The organism is Cellulomonas xylanilytica (assembly GCF_007989805.1).
GTDB classification, from domain to species: Bacteria; Actinomycetota; Actinomycetes; order Actinomycetales; family Cellulomonadaceae; genus Cellulomonas; species Cellulomonas xylanilytica.
The window spans coordinates 1-23,465 of the sequence record NZ_BJUB01000010.1 but is presented as its reverse complement, the minus strand read 5'-3'; the positions used below and the strand labels follow the sequence as shown (position 1 = coordinate 23,465).

At 73.6% G+C, this 23,465-nt stretch carries 16 protein-coding genes and 1 pseudogene; 13 read left to right on the top strand and 4 right to left on the bottom strand.

Going from position 1 to position 23,465, the window contains the following annotated elements; genetic code table 11:
* Positions 1-14 precede the first annotated feature (14 nt).
* Positions 15-2,762 (bottom strand): glycoside hydrolase family 3 protein, encoded by a 2,748-nt coding sequence (locus CXY01_RS15430; RefSeq protein ID WP_246125412.1) that lies wholly within the window; start codon positions 2,760-2,762, stop codon positions 15-17.
* A gap of 248 nt (positions 2,763-3,010) precedes the next feature.
* Here CXY01_RS15430 and CXY01_RS15425 point away from each other — a divergent pair, with 248 nt between their 5' ends.
* From CXY01_RS15425 to CXY01_RS15410, 4 genes and pseudogenes are all read left to right on the top strand, one after another.
* Positions 3,011-4,669 (top strand): type 2 periplasmic-binding domain-containing protein, encoded by a 1,659-nt coding sequence (locus tag CXY01_RS15425; RefSeq protein WP_146928736.1) that lies wholly within the window; start codon positions 3,011-3,013, stop codon positions 4,667-4,669.
* Complete coding sequence (locus tag CXY01_RS15420; protein WP_146928733.1) at positions 4,669-5,682, top strand: ABC transporter permease; 1,014 nt, start codon at positions 4,669-4,671, stop codon at positions 5,680-5,682. Before CXY01_RS15425 ends, CXY01_RS15420 begins: the two co-directional genes overlap by 1 nt.
* Complete coding sequence (locus tag CXY01_RS15415; RefSeq protein ID WP_146928730.1) at positions 5,679-6,647, top strand: carbohydrate ABC transporter permease; 969 nt, start codon at positions 5,679-5,681, stop codon at positions 6,645-6,647. The genes CXY01_RS15420 and CXY01_RS15415 overlap by 4 nt, the downstream gene beginning before the upstream one ends.
* Positions 6,644-8,542 (top strand): annotated as a pseudogene (locus CXY01_RS15410) (beta-galactosidase); the annotation flags it as partial. The gene CXY01_RS15415 and the pseudogene CXY01_RS15410, both read left to right, overlap by 4 nt.
* 57 nt (positions 8,543-8,599) lie before the next feature.
* Here the strand turns inward: CXY01_RS15410 and CXY01_RS15405 are convergent.
* The gene (locus CXY01_RS15405; protein WP_146929172.1) at positions 8,600-9,604 is read right to left on the bottom strand and encodes a LacI family DNA-binding transcriptional regulator; all 1,005 of its coding nucleotides are present in this window, start codon (positions 9,602-9,604) and stop codon (positions 8,600-8,602) included.
* 179 nt (positions 9,605-9,783) lie between these two features.
* Here CXY01_RS15405 and yicI point away from each other — a divergent pair, with 179 nt between their 5' ends.
* The 6 genes from yicI (at position 9,784) to CXY01_RS15375 (ending at position 16,563) form a co-directional block, all read left to right on the top strand.
* Positions 9,784-12,048, top strand: coding sequence for an alpha-xylosidase (yicI, locus tag CXY01_RS15400; RefSeq protein WP_146928727.1), 2,265 nt, complete (start codon positions 9,784-9,786; stop codon positions 12,046-12,048).
* A 187-nt stretch (positions 12,049-12,235) separates the two neighbouring features.
* Positions 12,236-13,678 (top strand): GH1 family beta-glucosidase, encoded by a 1,443-nt coding sequence (locus CXY01_RS15395; RefSeq protein WP_146928724.1) that lies wholly within the window; start codon positions 12,236-12,238, stop codon positions 13,676-13,678.
* A 194-nt stretch (positions 13,679-13,872) separates the two neighbouring features.
* On the top strand, positions 13,873-14,172 hold the full coding sequence (locus CXY01_RS15390) for an Rv1322 family protein (RefSeq protein ID WP_146928721.1): 300 nt from the start codon (positions 13,873-13,875) through the stop codon (positions 14,170-14,172).
* Complete coding sequence (locus CXY01_RS15385) at positions 14,169-15,026, top strand: HAD family hydrolase (protein ID WP_146928718.1); 858 nt, start codon at positions 14,169-14,171, stop codon at positions 15,024-15,026. The genes CXY01_RS15390 and CXY01_RS15385 overlap by 4 nt, the downstream gene beginning before the upstream one ends.
* Positions 15,023-15,787, top strand: coding sequence for an alpha/beta hydrolase (locus CXY01_RS15380; protein WP_146928715.1), 765 nt, complete (start codon positions 15,023-15,025; stop codon positions 15,785-15,787). Before CXY01_RS15385 ends, CXY01_RS15380 begins: the two co-directional genes overlap by 4 nt.
* Positions 15,784-16,563, top strand: coding sequence for an alpha/beta fold hydrolase (locus CXY01_RS15375; RefSeq protein ID WP_146928712.1), 780 nt, complete (start codon positions 15,784-15,786; stop codon positions 16,561-16,563). Before CXY01_RS15380 ends, CXY01_RS15375 begins: the two co-directional genes overlap by 4 nt.
* A gap of 15 nt (positions 16,564-16,578) precedes the next feature.
* On the opposite strand, the gene CXY01_RS15370 is transcribed toward CXY01_RS15375, so the two are convergent.
* On the bottom strand, positions 16,579-16,998 hold the full coding sequence (locus tag CXY01_RS15370; protein ID WP_146928709.1) for a hypothetical protein: 420 nt from the start codon (positions 16,996-16,998) through the stop codon (positions 16,579-16,581).
* 31 nt (positions 16,999-17,029) lie between these two features.
* Positions 17,030-19,285 (bottom strand): coiled-coil domain-containing protein, encoded by a 2,256-nt coding sequence (locus tag CXY01_RS15365; protein ID WP_246125408.1) that lies wholly within the window; start codon positions 19,283-19,285, stop codon positions 17,030-17,032.
* A 218-nt stretch (positions 19,286-19,503) separates the two neighbouring features.
* Between CXY01_RS15365 and CXY01_RS15360 the strand changes: the two genes are divergently transcribed.
* From CXY01_RS15360 to CXY01_RS15350, 3 genes are all read left to right on the top strand, one after another.
* Positions 19,504-21,117 carry a hypothetical protein gene (locus tag CXY01_RS15360; RefSeq protein ID WP_146928706.1) on the top strand — a complete coding sequence of 538 codons (1,614 nt, stop codon included), beginning with the start codon at positions 19,504-19,506 and terminating at the stop codon, positions 21,115-21,117.
* Positions 21,114-22,121, top strand: a complete 1,008-nt coding sequence (locus tag CXY01_RS15355) for a DUF8094 domain-containing protein (protein ID WP_246125406.1) — start codon at positions 21,114-21,116, stop codon at positions 22,119-22,121. The genes CXY01_RS15360 and CXY01_RS15355 overlap by 4 nt, the downstream gene beginning before the upstream one ends.
* A 67-nt stretch (positions 22,122-22,188) precedes the next feature.
* Positions 22,189-23,127: a tetratricopeptide repeat protein gene (locus CXY01_RS15350; protein ID WP_146928703.1), complete on the top strand. Its 939-nt coding sequence runs from the start codon at positions 22,189-22,191 to the stop codon at positions 23,125-23,127.
* Positions 23,128-23,465 lie beyond the last annotated feature (338 nt).

Genomic DNA, 23,465 nt, shown 5'->3' with positions numbered 1-23,465 from the left:
TTGGTGCCCGGCGGTTACCCGAGGCCGCGCAGCGCACCGAGGCGCACCGGACCGGTCAGGACGAGGCGCAGGTCGCCGACCCCCGTCGCCGGGAGCCCCACCTCCACGGTCGACCAGTCGTACCGCCCGCCGGCGGGGACGTCCGCGGCACCCAGCGACCGCCACCCGCGCCCGTCCCGCACCTCGAGGCGCACCGACCCGCCGCGTGCCACGTCGAGCTCGACGTGGCCGACCCCGGTCAGGTCGACGTCCCGGAACAGCACCCAGCCGGTCCGTCGACCGCGGCTGACCTCGAGGGCGTCGCCGGTCTCGCGAGTGCGCTCGGCGAACGTCACGTCGTCGCGCTCGTCGTGGTCGATCGCCCGGACCCACGCCGTGAGCGTGCGCGCGGGGACGGGTTCGCCGGCGACGTCGACCTCGACCGCGAGGGGCAGGTCGGCCGACGACGGCCCGGCGTGCAGCTCGTACCGCCCGGGCTCGACGACGAACCTGCTGCGGGTGACGTCCCAGACCGCGAAGGCGTCGGCCGCCACGTCGAGGGCGACGACCGCGGTCTGCCCGGGGTCGAGCCGGACGCGTCGGTGCGCGACGAGCCGTCGGTGCGGCAGGGGCAGCCGGTGCTCGGGCGCGGACGCGTAGACCTGGACCAGCTCGTCGACGGGTCTGTCCCCGGTGTTGCGGACGGTCACGCGGACGGACTGGGCCGACCCGTCGAGGACCTCGTACGCCACGGTGGTGTAGCTCAGGCCGTGGCCGAACGCCCACCGGGCGGGCCGTGCGGCGTACCAGTGCGTGAGCCCGCCGCCGATGACGTCGTAGTCGAGCAGGTCGCCGGCGTCCTGCTCGGTCTCGGGCCATGCCTGGGCGAGACGACCCTGGGGCTCGGCGTCGCCACGGAGCACGTCCGCGACGGCGTGGCCGAGCTCCTGGCCGCCGTGCGAGGTCCAGACGACCGCGGCAGCCTGGTCGCCGAGCGTGCCGAGCACGTACGGGTAGGACGAGACGACGACGAGAACGGTCGAGGGGTTGGCCTCCAGCACCGCGCGGGCGAGCTCGGCCTGCGACTCGGGCAGCCGCAGGTGCGGGCGGTCCTCGGTCTCGCGGCCGAGCAGGTGCGGGTCGTTGCCGACCGCCAGCACGACGACGTCGGCGTCCCGGGCGGCGTCCACCGCGCGCACCGTGCCGGACCGGACCGTGCGCAGCGTGAACCGTTCCGCGGTCGCCGGGGAGGCCGCGTCGGCGACGAGCACGCCGCCGTCGCGCTGCACCATCAGCCACCGTCCCGAGCCCACGTGCTGCAACGAGAGCGAGCCGTCCTCGTGCCGGTGCGCGCGGAAGCTCTCCTGCGCGACCCACCCGTGCACGCTGGTCGCGTCGGCGCGCAGGATCCAGCCGGCACCCGTCCACAGCAGTCCCGTGCCGGCAGCGCGGAGCGTCAGGACGCCCTCGCCCCAGTCGGTGACGTCGTGCAGGGCTGCGGTGGGCGCTGTCGCGGTGAGGATCCCGTCGGCGCCCACGTCGACGTAGGCGCCGGTGGTGGCCGAGCGCAGCGCGACGGTGTCCGCGCCGGTGACCACGTCGGCAGGCTCGAGGGCCTCGGCGATCGAGATCGTGTAGGGCGGGGTGCCGGAGTACCAGTCGACCAGCACCTGGTCGGCGTGGGGTCCCACCACGGCGACGCGTGCGCCGGGTCGCAGGGGAAGCACGCCGTCGTTCTCGAGCACGACCACCGCGCGCGTCGCGGCCTCGCGGGCGAGGGCGCGGCTGGCGGGTACGTCGAGGTCGGCGGTCGTGACACCCGCCCACGGGTCGAGGTCGGGGTCCAGCTCGCCGGTCGACAGCCGGAGCTCCAGCTGGCGCAGGGCGGCACGGTCGACGTCGGCCTGGTCGAGGAGGCCGCGCTCGAGGGCGGCCGTCAGGTGCGCGATCGTCCGCGAGGGGTCGGCGTCGTGGTCGGTGAACGAGTCCACGCCGGCCCGTACGGCCGCGGCGGCGGCCTCGACGTGGTCGTCGTAGTAGCGCTCGCCGACCACCAGGTTGGTGGGGGCGCCGGCGTCCGAGACGACGAAGAGCGATGCGGGGGTCCACCCGCGGACCTCGTCGAGGAGCTCGCGCGCGACGTGGTTGGGGCGGCCGTTGACCAGGTTGTACGACGGCATCACGGCGCCCACGACGCCGGCCTCGATCGGGCCGCGGAACGCCGGCAGCTCGTACTCGTGGAGCACGCGGGGGGACAGCTGCGCGCTGGTGACGCTGCGGTCGGTCTCGTTCCCGTAGGCGACGAGGTGCTTGAGCGTCGGGACGGTCCGCCAGTAGGTCGGGTGGTCGCCGCGCAGACCCCGAGAGTACGCCGTGGCGAGGTGCGCGGTCAGGTGCGGGTCCTCGGAGTACCCCTCCTCGTTGCGGCCCCACCGCGGGTGCCGCAGGGGGTTGACCACGGGCGCCCAGACGTTCAGCGAGACCGTCGGGTCGGCCGCGTGCTTGGCCCGGACCTCGGTCCCGACCACGGCGCCGACCCGCTCCAGCAGGTCCGCGTCCCACGTCGCGGCGAGCCCGACGGGCTGCGGGAACGTCGTGGCGGTACCCAGCCACGCGACCCCGTGCAGGCCCTCGGTCCCGGTGCGGAACGGTCCGAGACCGACGCGGGTGACGGGAGCGGCGTGCTGGTGCAGGAGGGCGAGCCGCTCGGCCGGCGTGAGCTGGTCGAGGAGCTCCTGGGCGCGGGCGGCGAAGGGCCGGGCGGGGTGCGGGTGGTCGGCCACAGGGTCCTCGTCGTCGAGTGGTGGGAGTCGGCGCACGAATCGTTTAGGAAGACGAACGTCGAACCGATTCGATGATGGTTCGACCGGATCCGAGCGGGCATCGTGCGGCATTCATGGTGCTTGACGGCCCTGTTTGTCGCAAGTGCCGATCCATGGCTCTCAGGTCTTGCCTCACCCGAGGCGGCGACATAGAGTCTCGCCGTCGAACCGCTTCGACGCGATCTCCACAAGGAAGTGAAGGGACGCAGATGAACGCCACGCCTACTTTCGGCCGGTTGGGCGACCACGCGGTCGACCGCCGCCGGTTCCTGGGCCTGATCGCGACGGGCGCGGCCGTCGTCGGGATCCCGGGTCTCCTGACAGCCTGCTCGACCACGCCGACCCCGGCCGCCACGAACCCCGCAGCCGCCGCCGGGGACGTGATCCCCAAGTACATCCCGGTCACCTACATCGACCCCGACTACCCGAGCGTCAACGGCTCGGTCCCCGGGTACGAGTCGATCCCGGCCGAGCTGGTGCAGTCGGTGAAGGACGCCCCCGGCACCGGTGTGGTCTACACCGCGATGACGCCGCTCTGGGGCACCGTCCCACCCAGCAAGGGCAACAAGTACTACGAGGCCGTGAACGACATGCTCGGCTCGGAGATCCAGTTCCAGATCACCGACGGCAACGTCTACGGCGACAAGCTGGCGACCGTGCTGGCCTCCGCGAAGGACGTCCCGGACTGGGTGTGCATCCCCACGTGGAACCTGCCGCCGCGGTTCGGCTCCGAGATCGTCGAGAACGTCTTCCAGGACCTCACCCCCTACCTCGCGGGCGACAAGGTCACGCCGTACCCGAACCTGGCCAACATCTCGTCGGACGCCTGGAAGTTCTGCGTCTTCAACGGCAAGCTCTACGGACTGCCGTTCCCGGGCGAGGTCATCACGGACGCGATCTTCTACCGCCGGGACGTCCTCGACAGCCTGGGCATCACGCCGGACGTCAAGAACGGCCAGGACCTCCTGGACCTCGCGCTCGAGCTGACCGGCGGCAGCACGTGGGGCGCCGAGGACCTGTGGAACTCGGCCGCGATCATCCACGCGGTCCCGCCGAAGTGGAAGCTCGACGGCGACACGCTGGTGCACCGCGTCGAGACCGAGGAGTACCGCGAGGCGCTGGCCTGGAACGCCGCGCTGTTCGCCAGCGGCGCCGTGCACCCGGACGCGGTCGCCGACCAGTCCGGCGAGGCCAAGGCCCGGTTCCAGTCCGGCAAGTCGCTCATCGCCAACGACGGCGTCGGCGGCTGGCACGAGGCCATGCGCGACAACCTGGCCAGCAACCCCGCGTACTGGCAGCAGCCCTTCGACCCGTTCGCCGCCGACGGCGGCACGCCCGTGCTCTGGAAGGGCAACCCGGCGAACATCTTCTCGTTCCTCAAGAAGACGGACGACGAGGAGAAGATCAAGGAGCTCCTGGCGATCGCCAACGTGCTCGCGGCGCCGTACGGCACCACCGAGTACGACACGATCAACAACGGCGTCGAGGGCGTGCACTACACGCGCGGGGACGACGGGCTCCCGGTGCCCACCGAGCTGGCCGCCACGGAGCTGCAGCCGACGTACATCTTCCTGGTCGACCCGCCGATCTCCGAGACGCACGTGCAGTACCCCGGGTACGTCAAGGCGGCCTCGGAGTGGAAGGCGAACGCCGCCCAGTACGCGGCCGACCCGCTGTTCTACGCGCAGCAGATCGTCGAGCCGCAGCAGTACGCGTCCATCGGCCAGCCGTTCGTCGACCTGGAGAAGGACATCTCCCGCGGGCGCAAGGACATGAAGGACCTCGACGCGGCCGTCGAGACGTGGCGGGCGTCGGGCGGCGAGGAGCTGCGGGCGTACTACCAGGACATCCTGGACCAGCAGAGCTGATGTCCTTGGCCGAGCTCGTCCGGCGCCGTCCCTCTGAGGTGAAACCCGGGGAACCCGGGGGGGCAGTGCCGGCACAGATTCCGAAGATCCCGACGCGCAAGATCGGCTGGCGCGTCCGTCTCAAGCGCGACCGCTCGCTGCTGCTCATGGTCACGCCGGCCATCGTGCTGCTCGGCGTCTTCGCGTACGTGCCGATGCTCGGCAACGTCATCGCGTGGCAGAGCTACTCGCCGTACACGGGGTTCCTGCGCAGCCCGTACGTCGGCTGGGCCAACTTCGAGCGGGTGTTCGCCAACCCGCTGTTCCTCGACGCGGTCGAGAACACCCTGATCATCACGGCGTTCCAGCTGGTGTTCTTCTTCCCCATCCCGATCCTGCTGGCGCTGCTGCTCAACAGCGTCATCACGCCGCGGCTGCGCACCACCATCCAGTCGATCGTCTACCTGCCCCACTTCTTCTCGTGGGTGCTGGTGGTGACGGTGTTCCAGCAGATCTTCGGCGGCGCCGGGCTGATCAACCAGACGCTGCGCGACCACGGGCTGGGCTCCGGGTTCGACATGATGACGAACCCCGACACGTTCCTCATCCTCATCACGATGCAGTCGGTGTGGAAGGACGCGGGCTGGGGGATCATCATCTTCCTCGCCGCGCTCAGCACGGTGCCGCCCGAGCAGTACGAGGCGGCCGCGGTCGACGGGGCCAGCCGGTGGCGACGGATGTGGCACGTCTCGTTGCCCGCGCTGCGGCCGGTCATCATCCTGCTGCTCATCCTGCGGCTCGGCGACGCGCTGACCGTCGGCTTCGAGCAGCTCATCCTGCAGCGCGGTGCCGTGGGAGCCGACGTCGCCGAGGTCATCGACACCTACGTCTACTACCAGGGTGTCGTCTACGGGGACTGGAGCTTCGCCGCCGCGGCGGGGCTGGTCAAGGGGGTCGTCAGCCTCGCGCTCGTGCTGGGGGCGAACAAGCTGGCGCACGTGTTCGGTGAGTCGGGGGTGTACAAGCGCTCATGAGTGGACAGACACAGGAGATCTCTGCGCAGGCCGTGGTGCTGCCGGAGCCACGCAAGCGGCCACGCCGCTCGAAGCACCGTCCCGCCTGGGAAGGGCGCCCGTCGGTCGGCGGCCACGTCCTGAAGGCGCTGGTGCTCACTGCCGTCGTCCTGGCGGTCGTCTTCCCGCTGTACACGGTGATCCTCACCAGCCTCTCGACGCAGGCGGAGACCATCCGCGTCGGCGGGCTGGTGACCGTGCCCGGCGAGCTGACGTTCAACGCCTACACGCAGATCCTCGGGGGCGGCATCGTCACGCGCGCCGCCCTGGTGAGCACCTTCATCACGGTCGTCGGGACCGTGCTGTCCACCACCGTGTCGGTCATGGGCGCCTACGGGCTGTCCCGGCCGGGCTCGTTCGCGCACCGCCCGATCCTGTTCGTCTTCCTCATCACGATGTTCTTCGGCGCCGGGCTGATCCCGACGTACCTGCTGGTCAGCTCGCTGGGCCTGATCAACAGCTACTGGGCGCTGATCCTGCCCGGCGCGGTGTCGGCGTTCAACGTGCTCATCCTGCGCAACTTCTTCATGGGCATCGACGTCGCCATCCTCGACGCCGCGCGCATCGACGGGGCGGGGGACTGGCGGATCCTCGGCCGGATCGTCCTGCCCATGTCGCGCGCCGTGATCGCGGTGGTCGCGCTGTTCTACGGCGTCGGCTACTGGAACGCGTTCTTCAACGCGATCCTCTACATCAACGACAACGCCAAGTGGCCGCTGCAGCTGGTGCTGCGCTCGTACGTGCTGCAGGGCGTGACCCTGCCGGGCAGCGGGGTGGGGCAGGTCGACGTCGCGACGGGCGCGGTGACCGGTCTGCCCATCAAGATGGCGGTCATGGTCCTCGCCATCGTGCCGATCCTCATCGTGTACCCGTTCGTGCAGCGGCACTTCACCAAGGGCGTGATCTTCGGCGCGATCAAGGGATGAGCTCGTTCGAGGCGCTGACGCGCGAGCGCGGGATCCTCTACGGGGGCGACTACAACCCGGAGCAGTGGTCGCCCGACGTGTGGCGCGAGGACGTCGCGCTCATGCAGGCGGCCGGCGTCACCCTGGTGACGGTCGGGGTGTTCTCCTGGGCGATGCTCGAGCCGCGACCCGACGAGCTGCGCTGGGACTGGCTCGACGAGGTGCTCGACCTCCTGCACGCCGGCGGGATCGCGGTCGACCTGGCGACGCCGTCCGCGTCGCCGCCGCCGTGGCTCGCGCGGCTGGACCCGACGACGTCGGCGGTGGACGCCGCGGGCGTGCGCATGAGCGTGGGGTCGCGCAACCACTTCTGCCCGGGGTCGGCCGTGTACCGGGACCGGGTGGCCCGGTTCGTCCGCGCGCTCGTCGACCGGTACGCCGGGCACCCCGCGGTGGCGATGTGGCACGTCGGCAACGAGTTCGGGCAGGCGTGCTTCTGCGACCTGTGCGCCGACCGGTTCCGCACCTGGCTGCAGGACCGCTACGGCGACCTCGACGCCCTCAACCGCGCGTGGGGCACCGCGTTCTGGAGCCAGCGGTACGGCGACTGGCCGGAGATCGTGCCGCCGCGGACCGCGCCGTACGTGCACAACCCCACGCAGCTCCTCGACTTCCGCCGGTTCACGTCCGACCAGCTGCGCGACGTCTACCGCCTGCAGGCCGAGATCATCCGCGGGTCCTCGGCGGCGCCCGTCACGACGAACGCGATGGGCTTCTTCCCGCTGGTCGACCAGCTCTCCTGGGCCGACGACCTCGACGTCGTCGCCGACGACCACTACGCCGACCCCGCCGACCCGTCGGCCCCCGCGCGCGCCGCGCTCACGCACGACCTGACCCGAGGGGTCGGCGGTGGCCGACCGTGGGCGCTGCTGGAGCAGGCGGCCGGCGCCGTGAGCTGGCGGCCGCACAACCTGCCCAAGCCGGCCGGCGGGATGCTGCGGGACTCGCTGCGCGCCGTCGCGCACGGAGCCGACGCGGTCTGCTACTTCCAGTGGCGCGCCTCGGTGCAGGGCTCCGAGCGGTTCCACTCGGCGATGCTGCCGCACGCCGGCGCCGACACCGACCTGCACCGGGAGGTCCGTGAGCAGGGACGGCTCCTGGGCCTGCTCCGTGACGTGGTCGGGACGCGGGTGGAGGCGCGGGTCGCGATCGTCGTCGACTGGCCGTCGCTCTGGGCCGGTGAGGCGGACTCGCTGCCGAGCACCCTCCTGCGGGTTCCGGACCAGCTGGCGGCGTACCACGAGCCGTTCTGGCGGGCGGGGATCGCGACCGACGTCGTCCCGCCCGGTGCCGACCTGGACCGCTACGACCTGGTGGTCGTGCCGCTGCTGCACCTCGTCTCGGACGCCGACGCCGCGAACCTGGCCCGGGTCGCCGAGCGTGGCGGCACGCTGCTGGTCGGCCCGTTCAGCGGGATCGCCGACGAGGACCAGCGCGTCCGGCAGGGCCGTTTCCCGGTGCCGTGGGCCGATGTGCTCGGGGTGTCGGGCGAGCAGCACCGGCCGCTGCCGCCGACCGGCGTCCCGGTGCACTCGGAGCACTACGGCACCTTCACCGCCTCGCTCTGGTCGGAGCACCTGAGCGCGGACGGCGCCGAGGTCCTCGCCACCTACGCGGGTGCGGGTCTCGACGGCCGCCCGGCCGTCCTCCGGCACGGCAGCGCCTGGTACGTCTCGACCGTCCCGCCGGCGCCGGTGCTCGCCGCGATCGTGGCCGACTGCCTCGCGGCGGCCGGCGTCGCCCCACCGCTGCCTGCGGTGCCGGACGGCGTCGAGGTCGCGCTGCGCGGCGGTCTGCTGTTCGTGCTCAACCACGGCGACGCCGACGCGGAGGTGCCCTGGACGGGCCGGGACCTGCTCGCGCAGTCGGACGTCGACGGGCTGCTGCGGGTGCCCGCGGGCGGTGCCGCCGTGCTAGCGCGACGGGGCAGCGGTGCTGGTCCGGGTGGTCAGGACGGGCGCGAGGAGGCGGGTCTCGGCGGGCTGGTCCCCGGTGAGCCGGCCGATAGCCATGTCGACCGCGACGCTGCCGATGGTGTGCGCGGGCAGGTCGACGGCGGTCAGCGCCTCGGTCTGACCCAGGGCCACGTCCTCCGGGCACACGGCCACGACCGAGATGTCCCGGGGGACGTCCTTGCCGCGCGACCGCAGGGTCTCGAGCACCGCGGGCAGGGCCACCTCGTTGTGCACGATCACGCCGGTGACGTCGGGCAGGGCTGCGAGCACCTGGTCGACGGCCTCGATGGCGCCGCTGTGGGAGGACTCGCACGTCTCGAACACGGCGTCGAGGCCGAGGCGGGCGGACTCCTGCGTGAACCCGCGCACGAGCCGCGCGGCGTAGGTGGTGCGCCGGCTGAGCACGGCCCGCGGGGAGCCGATGAGCGCGATCTGCCGGTGCCCGAGCCCGGCGAGGTGGTTGACCGCGGACCGTCCGGCGGCCTCGAAGTCCAGGTCGACGCAGGAGAATCCTGTGGCGTCGCGGGGCAGGCCGATGAGCACGGCGGGCTGGCGCTGCCGGCGCAGGATCGGCAGCCGGGGGTCCTCCGCCTCGACGTCCATCATGATCACGGCGTCGACCATGGAGCCCGCCGCGACCCGCTCGATCCCGTCGTGGTCGTCCTGGGTGAGCAGCAGCACGTCGTGCTTGAACGACTGCGCACGCGTGACGACGCCGGTGACGAACTGCATGATGACGCCGACGTTGACGTCGACGCGCAGCGGCGCCATGAGCGCGAGCACCTGGGTGCGCTGGGACGCGAGCGCACGGGCGCCGGCGTGCGGCCGGTAGTCGAGCTCGCGCACGGCGCGCTCGACACGGGCGCGGGTCTCGGCGGAGATCGGGCGCTTGCCGGAGAACGTGTAGGAGACGGTCGACACCGAGACCCCCGCCGCGCGTGCCACGTCGTCGATCGTCGCCATGTCGTCATCCCCTCGTCGACGCCCGCCGGGGCCACCCCAGCGAGTCGAAGCACCGTCGAAACGGTCGCCGTCATTCCACCATCCTGGACAGCGTTCGCGCTGCCCTTTAACGTAATACCAGCATCGAAACGCTTCGATGAAGGAACCGGTCCCCGGACCCACGACGCGAAGGCGCCACGATGAAGTTCACCGACGGCTACTGGCAGCACCTCCCGGGCGTCACGGTCCTGCGTCCGCGCGAGATCGCGGACGTCGTCGTGGGCGAGGACACGCTCACGGTCCACGCGTCGACCGTGCCGCTCACCTCGCGCGGCGACACGCTCAACAAGGCCCTGGTGACGGTGACGTTCCACAGCCCGATGGACGACGTGATCGGCGTGCGCATCGAGCACCACCGCGGCGGAGTCGACCGCGGGCCGTCGTTCGCACTGAACCGCACGCCCGCGGACGTCAAGGTGGTCGAGGCCGAGGACGCCGCGGACGGCGTCGCGACGTTCCGCGCCGGCGCCCTGACCGCCCGCGTCTCCACGCGGGGCGCCTGGAACGTGGAGTTCGAGGCCGACGGGAAGGTGCTGACCTCGTCGACGGCCCGCTCCGTGGGCGTCGTCACCGACGCGCGCGGCGACGCGTACGTGCACGAGCAGCTGGGTCTCGGGGTCCGCGAGCACGTCTACGGCCTGGGCGAGCGGTTCGGCGCCTTCGTCAAGAACGGGCAGTCCGTCGACATCTGGAACGAGGACGGCGGCACGGCCAGCGAGCAGGCGTACAAGAACGTGCCGTTCTACCTGTCCGACAAGGGCTACGGGGTGTTCGTCGACCACCCCGGTCGTGTCTCGTTCGAGGTCGGCTCCGAGGCCGTCTCCCGCACGCAGTTCTCGGTGGCCGGCGAGTCCCTCGAGTACTACGTCATCCACGGTCCGACGCCCAAGGACGTGCTGCGGCACTACACCGCGCTGACCGGCCGCCCCGCACAGGTCCCGGCCTGGTCCTACGGGCTGTGGCTGTCCACCTCGTTCACGACGCAGTACGACGAGGCGACCGTGATGTCGTTCGTCGACGGCATGGCCGAGCGCGGGCTGCCGCTGAGCGTCTTCCACTTCGACTGCTTCTGGATGCGCGCCTACCACTGGACCGACTTCACGTGGGACCCGGCCACGTTCCCGGACCCCGAGGGGCTCCTCGCCCGGCTGCACGCCAAGGGGCTGAAGGTCTGCGTCTGGATCAACCCGTACATCGCCCAGCGCTCCGCCCTCTTCGACGAGGGCCGCGCGGCCGGCTACCTGGTGACCCGGGCCGACGGCAGCGTGTGGCAGACGGACCAGTGGCAGTCCGGCATGGGTCTGGTCGACTTCACCAACCCCGAGGCGGTCGCCTGGTACCAGCGCTACCTGCGGCACCTGATGGTGCAGGGCGTCGACGCCTTCAAGACCGACTTCGGCGAGCGGATCCCCACGGACGTCGTCTGGCACGACGGCTCCGACCCGGAGCGGATGCACAACCACTACACGCACCTCTACAACCGCGCGGTCTTCGACGTGCTCGAGGCCGAGCGCGGCGAGGGGGAGGCCGTGCTGTTCGCGCGGTCCGCGACCGCGGGCGGGCAGCAGTTCCCGGTGCACTGGGGCGGCGACAGCGAGTCGACGTTCGTCTCGATGGCGGAGACCCTGCGCGGGGGGCTGTCGCTCGCGTCGTCGGGCTTCGGCTACTGGAGCCACGACATCGGCGGGTTCGAGGGCAAGCCGGACGCCGCCGTGTTCAAGCGCTGGCTGGCGTTCGGTCTGCTCTCGTCGCACAGCCGACTGCACGGCTCGGACTCCTACCGCGTGCCGTGGGCGTTCGACGAGGAGGCCGTCGACGTCGCCCGGCTGTTCACCCGGCTCAAGCTCTCGCTCATGCCCTACCTGGGCCGGCTGGGTCAGGACGCCCACGCCTCCGGTCTCCCGGTGATGCGGCCGATGGTGCTGGAGTTCCCCGACGACCCCGGCGCGGCGACCGTCGACACCCAGTACATGCTCGGCGAGAGCCTGCTCGTGGCCCCGGTGTTCACGGCCGAGGGTGACGTGGACGTCTACCTGCCGGAGGGCACGTGGACGTCGCTGCTCACGGGCGACCAGGTGACCGGGCCGCGCTGGGTCCGCGAGCGGCACGGGTACCTGTCGGTGCCCCTCTACGTCCGGCCCGACAGCGTGCTACCCGTCGGTGCGCGCTCGGACCGGCCGGACTACGCGTGGGCCGACGGCGTCACGCTGCACCTGGTCGAGCTGGCCGACGGCCACCGGTCCGTGACGCGGGTGGGGGAGGCGAGCTTCGTCGTGACCCGCGAGGGCTCCACGGTCCGCGTCGAGGCACGGGGCGCCTCGGCGCCCTGGCGGGTCGAGGTGGGGGTCGGCGGACAGGTCGTCGACGCCGCCGTGCCCGACGAGGTCGTCGAGATCACCGTCTGAGGCGCCCGCTCCCGCGGCCCCGAAAGGGGTGGCGGGAGCGTTCCCACGCCGTGTATCGTATCGTTTCGACAATCGCATAGCAGGTCTGACCCGGCCGGCACAGCCGCCGGCCCGACGGCCAGACCCGCCGCCTGCCCCGCAGGCACCCCACCCGTCCCACCCGTCCGTCCGACCGAAGGACCTGCACATGACGACTTCGCGCCCCTCCGGACGCCAGTTCCCCTCCGACTTCCTCTGGGGCTCGGCCACCGCCTCGTACCAGATCGAGGGTGCGTTCGACGAGGACGGCCGTGGTCCGTCCATCTGGGACACCTTCTCCCGCACACCGGGCAAGGTCCTCGACGGCGACACCGGCGACGTCGCGGCCGACCACTACCACCGGGTCGAGCAGGACGTCGCGATCATGCAGGACCTCGGCCTGCAGGCCTACCGGTTCTCGATCGCGTGGCCCCGCGTCCAGCCGACCGGCTCCGGCGAGTTCAACCAGGCCGGCCTCGACTTCTACGTCGACCTGGCCGACCGCCTCATCGCCGCCGGCATCAAGCCCGTCGCGACGCTCTACCACTGGGACCTCCCGCAGCCGCTCGAGGACGAGGGCGGCTGGGCCAACCGCCAGACGGCCGTCAACTTCGGCGTCTACGCGCGCAAGCTGGCCGAGGTGCTGGGCGACCGGATCCACGTGTGGACCACGCTCAACGAGCCGTGGTGCTCCGCGTTCCTCGGGTATGCGTCGGGCGTGCACGCCCCCGGCGTGACCGACGACGCCGCCGCGCTCGCCGCGGTCCACCACCTCAACCTCGCGCACGGCCTGGCCGGCCGGGCCATCAAGGACGTGCTCGGCGAGGACACGCCGATCTCGGTGACCCTCAACCTGCACGTCACGCGGGCGAACACCGACTCGCCGCAGGACCTCGAGGCCAAGCGCCGCATCGACACCATCGCCAACGAGGTGTTCCTGGGCCCGATGCTGGACGGCGAGTACCCCAAGGAGGTCTTCGCCGACACCGAGCACATCACCGACTGGTCGTTCGTGCAGGAGGGTGACCTCGACGTCATCAAGGTCCCGCTCGCGCTGCTCGGCGTGAACTACTACTCCACCGGTCGCGTCCAGCACGGCACGCCCGCCGGTGGCGACGGCACCCCGGGCCCGGACGGCCACCGCTCGTCCGCCAACAGCCCCTGGGTCGGCGCGACGACCGTCGAGTGGCTCCCGCAGCCCGGTCCGTACACCGCGATGGGCTGGAACATCGAGCCGCAGGGCCTCGTGGACCTGCTCCTCGAGATCCGCGACCGGTACCCGAGCCTGCCCATGGCCATCACGGAGAACGGCGCCGCCTTCTACGACGAGGTCAGCGCGGACGGCCGCGTGCACGACGCCGACCGCGTCGCGTACCTGCACGACCACATCGACGCGGTCGGCGAGGCCATCGAGCGCGGCGCCGACGTGCGCGGCTACTTCGTCTGGTCGCTCATGGACAACTTCGAGTGGTCCTACGGCTACGACCGCCGTTTCGGCGTGGTCCGGGTGGACTACGACACCCTCGAGCGCACCGTGAAGGACTCGGGCCTCTGGTACCGCGAGCTCCTGCGCACGAGGACGATCCCGACCCCGGAGTCCGCAGCCCTCTGACGTACCCGCCGACGGCCGAGCCCCCACCCGGGTGCTCGGCCGTCGGCGTCCCCCACCTGCAACGTCCGCACTCCGTGGGGCTCCACCCCGCACGAGTGCGGACGTCCCAGCTCCCCGCCGCTGACGTCCGCACTCCGGTGGGTTCCACGCCGCACGGGTGCGGACGTCCCGGTGCGGTGGGGGAGGATGGGGTGGTGGGACGACGATCGACCAAGCGGCCGTACGGGGCCGAGCACGTCGAGCTCGACGTCGACCGGGCGACGGGCGGGCGGCGCTCCGAGTCGGGCGCCGACGGCGAGTGGACCGTCCAGCAGGTCCGCGGCTCGGACCGCGAGTACCGCTGCCCCGGGTGCGACCAGCTGGTGGGTGCCGGCACCGCGCACGTCGTCGCGTGGCGCACCGACGGGCTGTTCGGCGAGGCGCTCGACGACCGCCGCCACTGGCACACCTCGTGCTGGCAGGCCCGCGCCCGCCGCGGGCCGACGCGCCGATGACGCCGAGGACCGCCCCGCCGACGCGCGCACCGCGCCTCGTCGCCACGGACCTCGACGGCACGCTCCTGCGCCCCGACGGCACGGTGTCCGCGCGCACCGCGGACGCGCTGGTCCGTGCCGCCGACGCCGGGATCGAGGTGGTGTTCGTGACCGCCCGACCGCCGCGGTGGCTGCGCGAGCTCGCGTCCCACGTCGCCGGGCACGGGGTCGCCATCTGCGCCAACGGCGCCGCGGTGCTCGAGGTGGGCACGGGCCGCGTGCTGGCCGAGCGCGGGATGCCGCGCGACCTGGTCGGCGAGATCGCCGACCGCGTCCGCGCCGCCTGGGGCGGTCCGCGGGCGGTCCACCTCGCCACGGAGAGCGCGGACGGCTTCGCGTACGAGCACCTCTTCCGCTCCAGCCACCCCGTGCCGGCGGGCAGCCCGACGGCGGACCGCATCGAGGACGTCCTCGGCGCGTCGACGTTCAAGCTGCTCGTCCGCACCACGCGGCCGGCCGGCGACGGCTACGCGGACGAGCTCGCGGCCGTCGTGGGTGACCTGGCGATCGTCGCCGACTCCGGGGCGGAGGGGCTGGGGGAGATCTCCGGCCCGGGCATCACCAAGGCCGCGACGCTGGCCGACTGGGCGGCGGCGCGCGGCATCGAGCCGACCGACGTGTGGGCGGTCGGCGACGCCCGGAACGACCTGTCGATGCTCGGCTGGGCGGGGACGTCCTTCGCGGTGGCCAACGCCCACCCGCACGTCCTCGCGGCCGCGACCCGCCGCTGCGCGTCGAACGCGGACGACGGCGTCGCCGACGTGCTGGACCTCGCGCGTGCCCTGGCCGACGGCGTCCTAGGCTCGACCCGATGACCACGCCCACGTCGGACCCCAGCCTCATCCGCTCGCTCACCGTCCTGCCGGCGGTGCGCCAGGACGTCGAGCTGCATACCGCGGACGGGCTGACGCTCGTCGGCGAGCTGGCCCGCCCGGCCGACGCACCGCCCGCCGCGACGCTCGTGACCCTGCACCCCCTGCCCACGCACGGCGGCTACATGGACTCGCACGTCTTCCGCAAGGCGGCGTGGCGGTTGCCCGCGCTCGCGGACCTCGCGGTGCTCCGGTTCAACACGCGCGGCACCTCGAGCCCGCGGGGGACCAGCGGCGGAGCGTTCGACGGCGGTGTCGCCGAGCGGTTCGACGTCCACGCCGCGATCGAGTTCGCCGAGTTCCACGACCTGCCGAACCGCTGGCTGGTCGGCTGGTCGTTCGGCACCGAGCTGGTCCTCATGCACGGCCGCGACCCGTCGATCGCGGGCGCGATCCTGCTCTCCCCGCCCCTGCACCGCGCCACGGACGCGGACCTGGACGCGTGGGCGGACTTCGGCAAGCCGCTCGTCGTCCTGGTCCCCGAGCTCGACGACTACCTGCGTCCCGACGAGGCCCGGCGCCGGTTCGCGCGGGTCCCGCAGGCGGAGGTCATCGGCGTCGACGGCGCGAAGCACCTGTGGGTCGGCGAGTCGGCCGTCCGCCGGGTGCTCGACGAGATCGTCGCCCACGTACGCCCCGACCACCCGGTCCCGCTGCCCACCACCTGGACCGGCCCGAGCACGACGGCGAAGGACGACGCATGAGCCTGCACACGTATCGCGCCGAGGGCGAGGGACTGCCCCTGGTCCTCCTGCACGGGTTCCCCCTGGACCACCGCATGTGGGACGAGGTGGCCGCGCAGGTCCCCGCCGGTCGTGCCGTGCACGCGGTCGACCTGCCGGGGACGCCGGGGAACGCGGCCGACCTGCCGGAACCGGCGCTCGAGGCGTCGGCGGACCTCGTCGCGGACGCGCTGCGCGGTGCGGGCGTCGAGCGGGCCGTCGTCGCCGGGCTCTCGATGGGCGGCTACGTCGCGCTCGCGCTCCTGGAGCGCCACCCTGGGCTCGTCGCCGCGCTGGCGCTGGTGGACACCAAGTCGACCGCCGACGCTCCCGAGGCGCGCGCCAAGCGGCTGCGGATCGCCGACGAGGTCGAGCGGGCGGGGTCCGTCGACCCGGTCCGTGACATGCCCGCGGCGCTGCTCGGGGAGTCGACCAGGTCGTCGCAGCCCGAGGTCACCGACCAGGTCGCCGCGTGGATCGACGAGCAGGAGCCGGCCGGGATCGCCTGGTCGCAGCGGGCCATGGCAGCGCGCCCCGACCGCTCGGCGGTGCTGCGCGCGTTCGACGGACCCGTGGTGGTCGTCGTGGGCGACGAGGACACCGTCACCCCGGTCGAGGCCGCGGAGCACCTGGTCGCGACAGCCCCTCGCGCGCTGCTCGTCGTCGTCCCGCGTGCGGGGCACCTCTCGTCGGTCGAGCGGCCGGCGGAGGTCGCGGCGGCCCTCGCCGACCTGGGCCAGGCGGCCGACTCCGCCTGACGTGGGTGCGAGGCGTCAGCGCGCGAGCACGCGCGCGAGCGCCTCCGACATGTCGAGGGACTCGCCGTCCTTGCCGCCCGCGCCGATCACGAGCGGGGGAGCGGTGGGCTCCGGGGTCACCCCGCGGAACCGCGCAACCAGGCTCGACGGCGCGGTGAGCACGTAGAACTTGCCGTCGGTGTCGACCGCGACCGTCTCGTCACGGCGCAGGTACCACCCGACGAGCGGCGTCCGGTACCGGGCCCGCCCGTCGTAGCTGCGCGCGAACAAGGGCTCGGGCGACGGACCGACCTTGGTCGCCCGGCGCACGAACGCGTCGATCTGCTCCTGCGCCTGGGCGGACTCGGCCCGCTGCCTGCTGGCCAGCAGCTCACCGTGCGCCTCCGCAGCCGCCCGCCGTTCCTCGCGCCAGCGGGCAGCCTTCTCGTCGGTCACGTTCGCCTCTGTCTGTGCCGGGCCGGGCCCGTCAGCGGGACGGCGCGGTCGCGTCGTCCGTGGCGGGCTGGTCGTCCTGGGCATCGGCAGCCGGGGCGGCGTCCTTGACGTCGTCCTGCGGGGCAGCCGAGTCGTCCGGCGTCGCCTGCTCGTCCGTGGCGCTCTCCTCGGCCGGGGTCTCGGAGACCACCGGGATGGCGGCCGAGACGGGCGCGGGGCGTGCCTTCGTCGGCCGCGAGGCGGGGCGGGCGGGCTTCCCGGCAGGTGCGACCTTGGCCTGGTCGTCCGCACCGTCCGACGAACGCTCCTGCTCCGCCGGCGCCTTCGCGGGGGCCGACTTCTGCTCGGGCACCCCTCCGGACGCAGCAGCCGACGCGCGCTCCTCGGGAGCGGCCTTCGCTGCCGGGGCCGACTTCTGCTCCTTCTCGAACGCGGCCTCCGCCCGGCTGGCCCGCTCGAGCGTGGCCCGGTCGGGGTTGTGCCCGAGGAGGTTGCGCAGCTCGTCCAGGTAGGACGTGATCGACTCGCGCTGGCGGTTGAGGTCCTCGACCTGACGGGTCGCCGTCGTCCGCTCGCGCTCCGACTCGATCATCGAGTCGGAGATCTGCTTCTCGGCGTGCTCGCGGGCCTCGGCGACGACGCGGTCGGCGTTCCTGCGCGCGTTGGAGAGGAGCTCCTTGGCGTGCTGCTCGGCGTCCGTCCGCACCTTGTCGGCCTGCGCGAGGGCCTTCGCCACCCGCTGCTCGGCCTCGGCGGCGTGCGCCTCGGCGTCCCGCACGAGGCGCTCGGTCTCCGCCCGCGCGGTCTCGTGCCGCTCCGCGTCCTCACGCTCGGCCGCCTCCCGGCGCGACGCGATGCCCAGCTCGGCGTCGGCCAGCTGCTGCTCCGCGTCGCGGATCAGCTCGTCGGCACGGGCCTTCGCCGACGAGGTCACCTCGGCCGCCGACCGGCGTGCCTCGGTGATCGCGCGCTCGACCTCGAGCCGCGCCCGCTCCCGCAGCTCCGCGGTCTCCCGCTCGGTCGCCGCCCGCAGCTCGGTGGTCTCGCGCTCGGTGACCTCCTGCAGCTCGGCCGCCTCGCGCGCCGTCAGGTCGCGCAGGTGGGACGTCTCCTGGGCGGCGCGCTCGCGCAGCTCGGTGGTCTCGCGCTCCGCCTGCATGCGCAGGTCGGCGGCGTACCGCTCCGAGTCGCCGCGCAGGGCGAGGACGGTCTGCTCGGCGTCGGCCCGCTGGGCGGCGAGCTCGTCGGACGTCGTCGCGCGCAGCTCGCCGGTCTCGCGGTCGGCCTGGGCGCGGACGAACGCCGCGTACTGCTCGGCCTCGACCCGCAGCGCGGTGACCTCGGACGCGACCCGCTGCTGCAGCGCGGCCGAGTCCCGCTCGGCGGCGGCGCGCAGGCCGTCCGCGTACTCCTGGGTCTGCACGCGCAGCGACGTGACGTCGTCGGCGGCCTGCTGACGCAGGGCGGCCACCTCGGCTGCCACGTCGCGGCGCTGCTGGGCCACGTAGCGGTCGACCTCGACGCGCGCCGCGGCCAGCTCGCCCTCGACCCGCTGCCGCAGCTCGGTGGTGTCGGCGTCGGCGCTCTGGCGCAGGTCCTGCGCGTACCGCTCGGCCTCCTCGCGCTGCGCGGTGGTCTCGGTCTCGGAGCGGGACCGCAGCTCGCTCGCGGTCCGTTCCGTCGCGATGCGCAGCTGGGTCGCCTCGTGCTCGACGCTCGCGCGCAGGGTCCCCAGCTCGCGCTCGAGCGAGCTGCGGCGCTCGCTCTCCTCGGTCGTGATCGCGCTCTGGATGCGGGCGGCCTCGCGCTCGGCGGAGCCGACGAGCTCCTCCGCGCGGCGCTGTGCGGCGAGCAGCGTGCTCTCGGCCTCCGCGGCGGCGGTGGTCTTGACCTCGTCGGCCTCGCGACGGGCGGTGGCGACGAGCTCGGCCACCTCGTTCTCCGCCCGCGCGCGCAGCTGCCCCGACGCGAGCTTGGCGCGGGCCAGGGCGTCGGCCGCCTGGGCGTTCGCCTGCGAGACGACGTCCGAGGACTGCTCCTCCGCGGAACGCAGCAGCTGCTCGATCCGCGAGCCCAGGCCGGAGTACGTGGGCCGCTCGGCCTCCCGCAGCTGGCGGTGCGCCTCGGACAGCTCACCGGCCACCTGCATGGCGCGTCCGTCGAGGGACTCCACCTGGGCGCGGGCGTCGGCGAGGGCCTTCTCCAGCCCGGCGAGACGAGCGTCGACGGCTTCGCGTTCGTAGCCGCGGAAGTTGACGACGGGGAAGGGGGTCCGGGCGTCGGGCACGAGCAGTCCTCCTGGGCACTGTGGCTCCGTGGAGCTGCCTCGGACGAGGCGCTCGTCTGCTTCCGGAGCCCGCCGGTCAGGATACGCGTGTTCCCGGCGCCGCGGACGTGCGCAGGCCCGGGTATGCACGCTCGGGCGGATCCGTCCACTCGTCCCCGGTTCGGCTGCCCGGAGTGCCTCGGCCTATCCTGGTTCCCCCCGTCCCTGGAGGATCCTGCGTGCTCAAGCGACTGACCGCTGCCGTGATCGGCATCGTCGGACTGGTCGTCATCGGTCTCGGCATCGCGTCCGCGACGGTGTGGCGAGCCGACGACGTGCTCGTCGCGACGACGTCCGGCGGCGCGAACACCCTGGTCACCGACCCGGGTGTCCTCGAGCTCGGCGGCGACCCGGTGACCGTCACGGCGACCGTGCCGGACGACGGCACGGTGGTGCTCGCCATCGGGCGGGACACCGACGTCGCCGGGTGGGTGGGCACGGACGCGCACGGTCAGGTCACCGGGCTGTCGAGCTGGCACACGCTGGCGGTCGACGAGGTCGAGGCGCCGGCACCGACGCCCGTCCCCACGGACGCGGCCGCCGCACCCGCCGACCCGGCCCAGCCGGACGCAGCCGCACCCTCGCCCACCGAGGGCACGGCGGACGCTCCCGTCCCGGTCGCGGACCCCAGCGAGTCCGACCTCTGGGTCGCGCAGGACACCGGCACGGGGTCGGCGGAGCTCGTCTGGCCCGCGACCGAGGGCCGGTGGAGCCTGCTCGCCGTCAGCACCGGGGACTCCCCGCCGACCCTCGAGCTGGCCTGGCCGCGCGTGGTGACGACGCCGTGGCTGTGGCCCTGCGTCGCCGTCGGGACGCTCCTGGTGCTCCTCGCGGCCTGGCTCCTGCTGCGCGGCGCCCGCCGCCGGCGCGCGGGGCTCGACGCACCGCAGTGGCACCCGGTGACCACCGGAGCGACGCCGACGGTCGTCGTCAGCGACGACATCGACGCGATCCCCGTCCTCACCCGTCGACAGATGCGGGAGGCCGCGCAGGCGCACATGGCGAGGCCCCGCACGGGGCCGGTGCCGCAGGTACCCGCACCCCAGTCCGCACCGTCCGCTTCCCCCGCACCGGCCGAGCCGTCACGCGCGCCGGTGCCCACGGGCGCGTCGGCGGGTGCGGCAGGGACGGCAGGTGCCGCGACGAGCCGGCGGGCGCTGCGCCCGCCCACCGGGGCCATCCCGGTGACGCCGTCGAGCCCGGCACCCGACCAGCGGACCCCTGCGCCGGGCTGGGCGCCGGCAGCAGACCGCACGCCGGGCGCGCCGCCGCCGCCCCCGGGACGTCAGACCCCTGCACCCGCGCTGCCGACAAGCGCGCCGGGTCGCCCGAGCACCACGCCCGCCGGGCCCGCTGGGCCTGGCGGCACGCCCGGCCGGCCGGCCGGCGCACCTGCGGTTCCCGGTCGCCCGGGCGACGAGGTGCCGGCTGCGCCGCACGGCCGACCGTCGTGGGTCCGCGGCTCGGCGGGACCCGCCACCACCTCGGCTCCCGGAGCCGCACCCGCTCCCGTCGCCGGACCGGACCGCAGCGGTCCCGCGGGCTGGTCGGCGGTCCCGCCGCCGCCCGGCGCCCGCGTGCGTCCCGGCTCGCCCGCCGGGCCCGACTCGTCCGCCCACGCCGGCCGGCCCACGTGGGTGCGTCCCGGCACCGCCGACGCGGCGCCCCCGGACGACCCGGCGACCGCCGGCTCTCGTGCCGACGCCTGGCGCCGTGCATGGGGACTGCCGCCGACCGAGGGTGCCCCGGACGGCACGCAGGACGAGACGAGCTCGAGAGGGGAGCAGCGATGACGCGCACACCACGGTCCCGCCGGCTCGTCGTCGCCGGGGGCGTCGCGCTCGTGCTCTCTCTGGGCGCCTGCGCCACGCCGCTCCCGCAGCCCGCTCCGGAGCCGGTGCCCGCCGTCGACCCGCCGGCGACGACGGTCGTGCAGTCCACGGACGTGCTCTCCGACGTCGGCGCGGTCCTCGCGGCCGCCGACACGGCCCTCGACGCGGCCCAGCTGCCGCCGCGGGTGGAGGGACCCGCGCTCGCGGTGCGCAGCGCGGAGTACGTGCGCGCCACGGCGACGGCCGGTGCCAAGCCGCCGACCGTCCTGCCCACCGAGGAGCAGGCGCTGATCGTGCCGCAGACCGACGCCTGGCCGCGCACGCAGCTGGTCGTCACCAAGCAGCCCGACGACCTGCAGGCGCCGCGCATCCTCGTGATGCAGCAGACCGCGCCGCGCGAGCCGTACCGCCTCTGGGGCTGGGGACGCATGGGCGCCGGCGTGCAGATGCCGGCGACGGCTGCGCCGGAGACGGGCAGCCCGGTGCTGGCGCCGGACGCGACCGGGCTCCTGGTCACGCCGGCCGAGGCGCTGGCGCAGTACGCGGACGTCCTGGCGAACGGTGCCGCCTCCCCGTACGCGGCGACGTTCCAGCCGGACACGTTCCGCACGAGCATCGAGGCCGCCCGCCAGGCCACCGTCGAGAACGTCCAGGCGGCGGGGTCCGCGACGGAGACCTACACGCCCGAGGCCGCACCGGTGGTCGCTCTGCAGACGGTCGACGGCGGGGCGATCGTGGTCGGTCAGCTGTCGACGGTGTCCACGGTGACGCTGACGGTGGCGGGCGGCACGATCCCGATCTCCGACCCCTTCTACGCGGCGCTGACGGGCAAGCAGAGCGCCGGCAGCAACTTCGTCCGCGCGTTCACCGACGTCCTGGTCATGTACGTGCCCCCCGCCGGCAGCACGGCACTCGTGCAGCTGCTCGCGGCGGAGCACGCCGTGACGTCGGCGACCGCCGAGTGACCGCCCGACCGACAGCACGCCAGACCAGCCGCCGACCCTGACACAGGCCACGAAGGAAGAACGCCGCATGTCGCAGCCCACCGGACCCCGTCCCCCCCTCGACGTGCGTGGAGCGGTCGACCTGTCCACCCTGAACCGTCCGGCGACACCCGCGCCGGGAACCCCGGGCGGGCTGTCCTCGCCGGGCGCGTACGTGGTGGACGTCGACCAGACCACGTTCCCCGACCTGGTGCAGAGCTCGACGCAGCACCCCGTGGTGGTCGTCCTGTGGTCGCCGCGCAGCGAGGCCAGCGCCACGGTCGCCGCGGACCTGGCGTCGCTTGCCGACGAGGACGCCGGACGGTGGCTCCTCGCCCGCATCGACGCCGAGGCGAACCCGCAGATCGCGCAGGCGTTCCAGGCCCAGAGCGTGCCGACGGTGGTCGCGGTGCTCGCCGGCCAGCCGCTGCCCCTCTTCCAGGGCGCCTACCCCCGCGACCAGGTGCGTGCCGTCCTGGACCAGGTGCTCGCCGCGGCCGAGGCGAACGGCATCACCGGCCGCGCCGCGCCGAACGACCCGGACGCCCCCGTCCAGCAGGAACCCGAGCCGGAGCTGCCGCCACTGCACCAGGCGGCCTACGACGCGATCGAGCGCGACGACCTGGCGGCGGCGACCGCCGCGTACGAGCAGGCGCTCAAGGAGAACCCGCGCGACGCCCTCGCCCGCGCCGGCCTGGCGCAGGTCGGTCTGCTCGACCGGACGCGCGACCTCGACCTGCAGGCGGCCCGCGCGGCCGCCGCGGCGGACCCGGGCGACGTCGACGCGCAGCTGGCCGTGGCCGACCTCGACATCCTCGGCGGCAAGGTGGAGGACGCGTTCGGCCGGCTGGTCGACGTGCTGCGGACGACGTCGGGACCGGAGCGCGAACGGGTGCGGGTGCGCCTCGTCGACCTGTTCGAGGTCATCGGGGGAGACGACCCGCGCGTGATCGCCGCCCGACGCGCGATGGCGAGCGCCCTGTACTGACCCGGTCGGCGCATCTGTCCAGGTCAGCGGCCTGGATCGAGACGTGACCCGCGTCACCGGTCACGGACTTGCCCTTCCGGCCCGGCCCTGCGTAATCTTCTCGACGTCGCCCGGCAGGGAGGAACGGACACCGCGGATCGAACCGCAGTGGCTGGTCCCCCGGAGCGACGTCCTCGGACTCTTCGACCGGCGGCCAGATCTCCGGTCACGTGGAGTGTCCGGACGCGGAACTCCGGTTCCTCCCCAGCTGAACTTCCTCTGACCAGGGAGTTTGACGGGGAAGGGCCGCTCCGCTAAGTTAGAACGGTTGCCTCCGGACAGGTTGAAAGGCCTGGAGG

Excerpts from the sequence above, each read along its gene's own strand:
- CXY01_RS15415 (WP_146928730.1), top strand. The coding sequence starts at position 5,679 with ATGAGTGGACAGACACAGGAGATCTCTGCGCAGGCCGTGGTGCTGCCG.
- CXY01_RS15420 (WP_146928733.1), top strand. The coding sequence starts at position 4,669 with ATGTCCTTGGCCGAGCTCGTCCGGCGCCGTCCCTCTGAGGTGAAACCC.
- CXY01_RS15380 (WP_146928715.1), top strand. The coding sequence starts at position 15,023 with ATGACCACGCCCACGTCGGACCCCAGCCTCATCCGCTCGCTCACCGTC.
- CXY01_RS15405 (WP_146929172.1), bottom strand. The coding sequence starts at position 9,604 with ATGGCGACGATCGACGACGTGGCACGCGCGGCGGGGGTCTCGGTGTCG.
- yicI (WP_146928727.1), top strand. The coding sequence starts at position 9,784 with ATGAAGTTCACCGACGGCTACTGGCAGCACCTCCCGGGCGTCACGGTC.
- CXY01_RS15350 (WP_146928703.1), top strand. The coding sequence starts at position 22,189 with ATGTCGCAGCCCACCGGACCCCGTCCCCCCCTCGACGTGCGTGGAGCG.
- CXY01_RS15375 (WP_146928712.1), top strand. The coding sequence starts at position 15,784 with ATGAGCCTGCACACGTATCGCGCCGAGGGCGAGGGACTGCCCCTGGTC.
- CXY01_RS15425 (WP_146928736.1), top strand. The coding sequence starts at position 3,011 with ATGAACGCCACGCCTACTTTCGGCCGGTTGGGCGACCACGCGGTCGAC.
- CXY01_RS15355 (WP_246125406.1), top strand. The coding sequence starts at position 21,114 with ATGACGCGCACACCACGGTCCCGCCGGCTCGTCGTCGCCGGGGGCGTC.
- CXY01_RS15385 (WP_146928718.1), top strand. The coding sequence starts at position 14,169 with ATGACGCCGAGGACCGCCCCGCCGACGCGCGCACCGCGCCTCGTCGCC.
- CXY01_RS15395 (WP_146928724.1), top strand. The coding sequence starts at position 12,236 with ATGACGACTTCGCGCCCCTCCGGACGCCAGTTCCCCTCCGACTTCCTC.